The sequence below is a fragment of the Chamaesiphon polymorphus CCALA 037 genome (genome assembly GCF_003003845.1).
GTDB classification, from domain to species: Bacteria; Cyanobacteriota; Cyanobacteriia; order Cyanobacteriales; family Chamaesiphonaceae; genus Chamaesiphon; species Chamaesiphon polymorphus.
In genome coordinates this window covers 1-3,309 of sequence record NZ_PVWO01000581.1, presented here as the reverse complement: position 1 = coordinate 3,309, position 3,309 = coordinate 1, and the positions used below count along the sequence as shown (strand labels likewise).

Annotated in this window: 2 protein-coding genes and 1 pseudogene; 2 read left to right on the top strand and 1 reads right to left on the bottom strand. The window is 49.2% G+C overall.

Annotation, left to right across the window (positions count from 1 at the left end):
- The first annotated feature begins 51 nt into the window (after positions 1–51).
- Positions 52–1,779 (top strand): diflavin flavoprotein, encoded by a 1,728-nt coding sequence (locus C7B77_RS26670; protein WP_106312136.1) that lies wholly within the window; start codon positions 52–54, stop codon positions 1,777–1,779.
- A 96-nt stretch (positions 1,780–1,875) separates the two neighbouring features.
- Here C7B77_RS26670 and C7B77_RS31555 read toward each other — a convergent pair whose 3' ends face one another.
- A complete protein-coding gene (locus C7B77_RS31555; protein ID WP_281261393.1) occupies positions 1,876–2,010 on the bottom strand; it encodes a hypothetical protein in 135 nt (44 codons plus the stop codon).
- A 389-nt stretch (positions 2,011–2,399) separates the two neighbouring features.
- On the opposite strand from C7B77_RS31555, the pseudogene C7B77_RS26665 reads away from it, so the two are divergent.
- Positions 2,400–3,309: pseudogene (locus tag C7B77_RS26665) on the top strand (precorrin-3B C(17)-methyltransferase); the annotation flags it as partial.

Sequence of the window (3,309 nt, the reverse complement as noted above, 5' to 3'; positions counted from 1 at the left end):
TAACAATAGATTAATACGCCAAATAATTTTAAAATTAATAGGTAAATTACAATGGTAGTACTAGCCGATAAGATTCAAAAACGCCTGACGATGCAGGTTGAGGAGATTGCTGTGGATACGACGGCAATTCGATCGCTCGACTGGGATCGCGATCGGTTTGATATCGAGTTCGCGTTGGAGAATGGGACTACTTATAATTCTTTCTTGGTTCGGGGCGAAAAGATTGCGTTGGTCGATACTTCTCATGCTAAGTTTCGCCAGCTTTATTTGGATACTTTGTTGGGACTCATCGATCCTGCGGAGATCGATTATTTAGTCGTCAGCCACACGGAACCAGATCATAGTGGTTTGATTAAGGACTTATTACAACTGAATCCGAACATTATTGTCGTCGGTGCGAAGGTGGCGATGCAGTTTTTGGATGGGTTGATCCATCAACCTTACAAGCAGATGATGGTCAAAAATGGCGATCGATTGGACTTGGGTAAGGGACACGAATTAGAATTTGTCTCGGCACCGAATCTACATTGGCCGGATACGATTCTGACTTACGACCATCATACGCAGACGCTATTTACTTGCGATGTGTTTGGGATGCACTATTGCGACGATCGCACCTATGACGAAGATCTAGCAATTTTAGACTCTGATTATAAGACTTATTATGATTGCTTGATGGGGCCGAATGCTCGATCGGTATTAGCGGCAATTAAGCGGATGGGCGATTTACCAGCAATTGCGACGATCGCGACCGGACATGGGCCGTTATTAAAATACAATATTACCGAACTCGTCGGGCGGTATCGGGACTGGAGCCAAACTCAAGCCAAAGCCACAACTACCGCCGTCGTATTTTATATCGGTGAGTATGGGTATGGCGATGCGATCGCTAACTCGATCGGACAAGGGATTTCTAAAACAGGCGTGGGTGTCGAACTCATCGATTTACGCGAATCCGATCCCCATGAAGTTCGCGAACTGGTAGATATCGCTACTGGTGTAGTCATCGGGATGCCGCCCCAATCTGGTGCAGATGCAACTCAGACTCAAGCTTTGGTAAGTACGATCTTGGCAGCAGTTAACGCCAAACAAACTTTCGGTTTATTTGAATCTGGCGGTGGCGATGACGAATCAGTCTATCTGCTACGAAATAAACTGCGGGAAGTTGGCGTGCGCGAAGCCTTCGAGCCAATTCGGATCGAAACTACTCCCAGCGAGAATACCTACCAAATCTGCGAAGAAGCCGGAACGGATTTGGGACAATGGCTGACACGAGATCGTAGTATCAAGCAGATGAAATCTCTCGATAACGATCTCGACAAAGCTCTCGGACGGATCAGCGGCGGACTGTACATCATCACCGCCAAACGCGGCGAAGCCACCAGTGCGATGCTCGCCTCTTGGGTTGCCCAAGCCAGCGTCGAACCGCCTGGAATCTCGATCGCAGTTGCCAAAGACCGCGCGATCGAATCCTTAATGCACGTCGGCGACAGGTTCGTGCTAAATATCTTAGAAGAGGGCAACTATCAGCCCCTGATGAAACACTTCCTCAAACGATTCCCGCCTGGAGCCGATCGATTTGCCAATATTAAGGTTTACCCCGCCTCAAACGGTTGTCCCATCTTGGCCGACTCGCTAGCCTACTTAGAATGCGAAGTCGTCAGCCGCATGGAAGGCGACGATCACTGGATCGTCTACAGCACGGTAGACATCGGACGGGTAGCTAAAGCCGATTCGCTCACAGCAGTCCATCATCGCAAGGTAGGAAATCACTATTAACTAAAATCCCCTCGATCGATAGTCGGCTGCGTTCTAGTCGATTGGTAATTCGTTCGGCTTTCGGTCGAAATAATCGATCGTTACGGGGAATTTAAATTATCCCCAGCTCGTGTTGCTTTCATTTTGCACAAAACCACATTCTTGAATTAGACAGTATTGCTGAAATCGTCGATCGAGAGTCGTCGGACATAATTTATTGTCCTGCGACTCTCGATCGATTTCTGGTTTCATAACGATTCAAGATTGAGTATTTTCCAGCCGATCGAGAATCGGTGCAAATTGCTTTATCTCAACCATACTTTAGATCCATACTTTCCTAACGTATCCTTTCCACACACATGCCTCTCCCTTTGGCGTTCGGACTCTAACATTCCCTCCATCTACACTCAATCCTGCTGATTTAGTACAAAAGTTCTATCTCTCTCGATCGAATAAAAACTGGGATGCTCCCTAGTTCATTGGGGATCTCAAGTTACAACTACTTGCTATTATTCCCCGTCACATTTTGAGTTGTTTGTATGCGACTAGTTCTTGCCTCAATTGGCGGATTGTCAACAAGAGCCGCAACTTGAACTCATCCCACCAGCGATAAGATAAGAAAGACCGTTATCTGTTAAATCATGCTCGATGCTCATTCCCAGAGCCTGCGCCAACGATCGACACCCGTTGTTGTCGTCCTCAATCAAATTAGCGTCCCCACCGCGCGGAAGTTGATGACAGCCTTACCAGGAGCGCAATTGTATGGGTTGGTAGAGAGAACCACAGATGTGGATGTGAGTTTTGCCAACTTTGGCGATACTTTGCGGCAATTATACAGTCAGGGTGTGCCGATTATCGGCTTGTGTGCGGCGGGAATTTTGATTCGGACGCTCGCACCAGTGCTAACGGATAGCAAGACGGAACCGCCAGTCGTCGCGGTGGCTGCGGATGGGAGTGCGGTGGTGCCGTTACTGGGTGGAATGACGGGAGTCAACGATCTTGCCGAACGCATTGCGGCGGTGTTGGACGTGCAACCAGCGATTACCACTACCGGAAAGCTGCAATTTAATACCGTGCTTCCAGATCCGCCAGCGGGTTATCGGCTGGCAAATCCGCAGCATGTCAAAGCTTTTATCGCCGATCTGATTGCGGGGGTGAGTGTCAGTTTGGACGGAGATGCACCGTGGTTGACTGCTAGCGATATCCCCTTTTGTGCCGCTGGCGATCGCCAAATCACGATAACTACGCAGGCGATTTCCGGCAGTCCCACGCAATTGGTCTATCATCCTACCAGCCTAGTCTTAGCGATCGCCGAACCCGCGCAATTTACGCTCGCGGGGTGGATCGAAGTAATTCTCGATCGACTCGCCACGGCCAATCTAGCCCTCGCTGCGGTGGCTTGTATCGTCCTGCCCAAAACACCTGCTGGAGCCGCAATTGCCGGAATTGGGACGAGTTTAAATCTGCCGATTCGCTTGGTAGAGTCCACAGACTGGCACCAAAATCTAATAGTAATAGCACCAAATCCCCCCGTCTCCCCCCGTCTCCCCC

What these genes read in the sequence shown, in the direction of transcription:
- C7B77_RS26670 (WP_106312136.1), top strand. Translation starts at nt 52, where the DNA reads ATGGTAGTACTAGCCGATAAGATTCAAAAACGCCTGACGATGCAGGTT.
- C7B77_RS31555 (WP_281261393.1), bottom strand. Translation starts at nt 2,010, where the DNA reads ATGAAACCAGAAATCGATCGAGAGTCGCAGGACAATAAATTATGTCCG.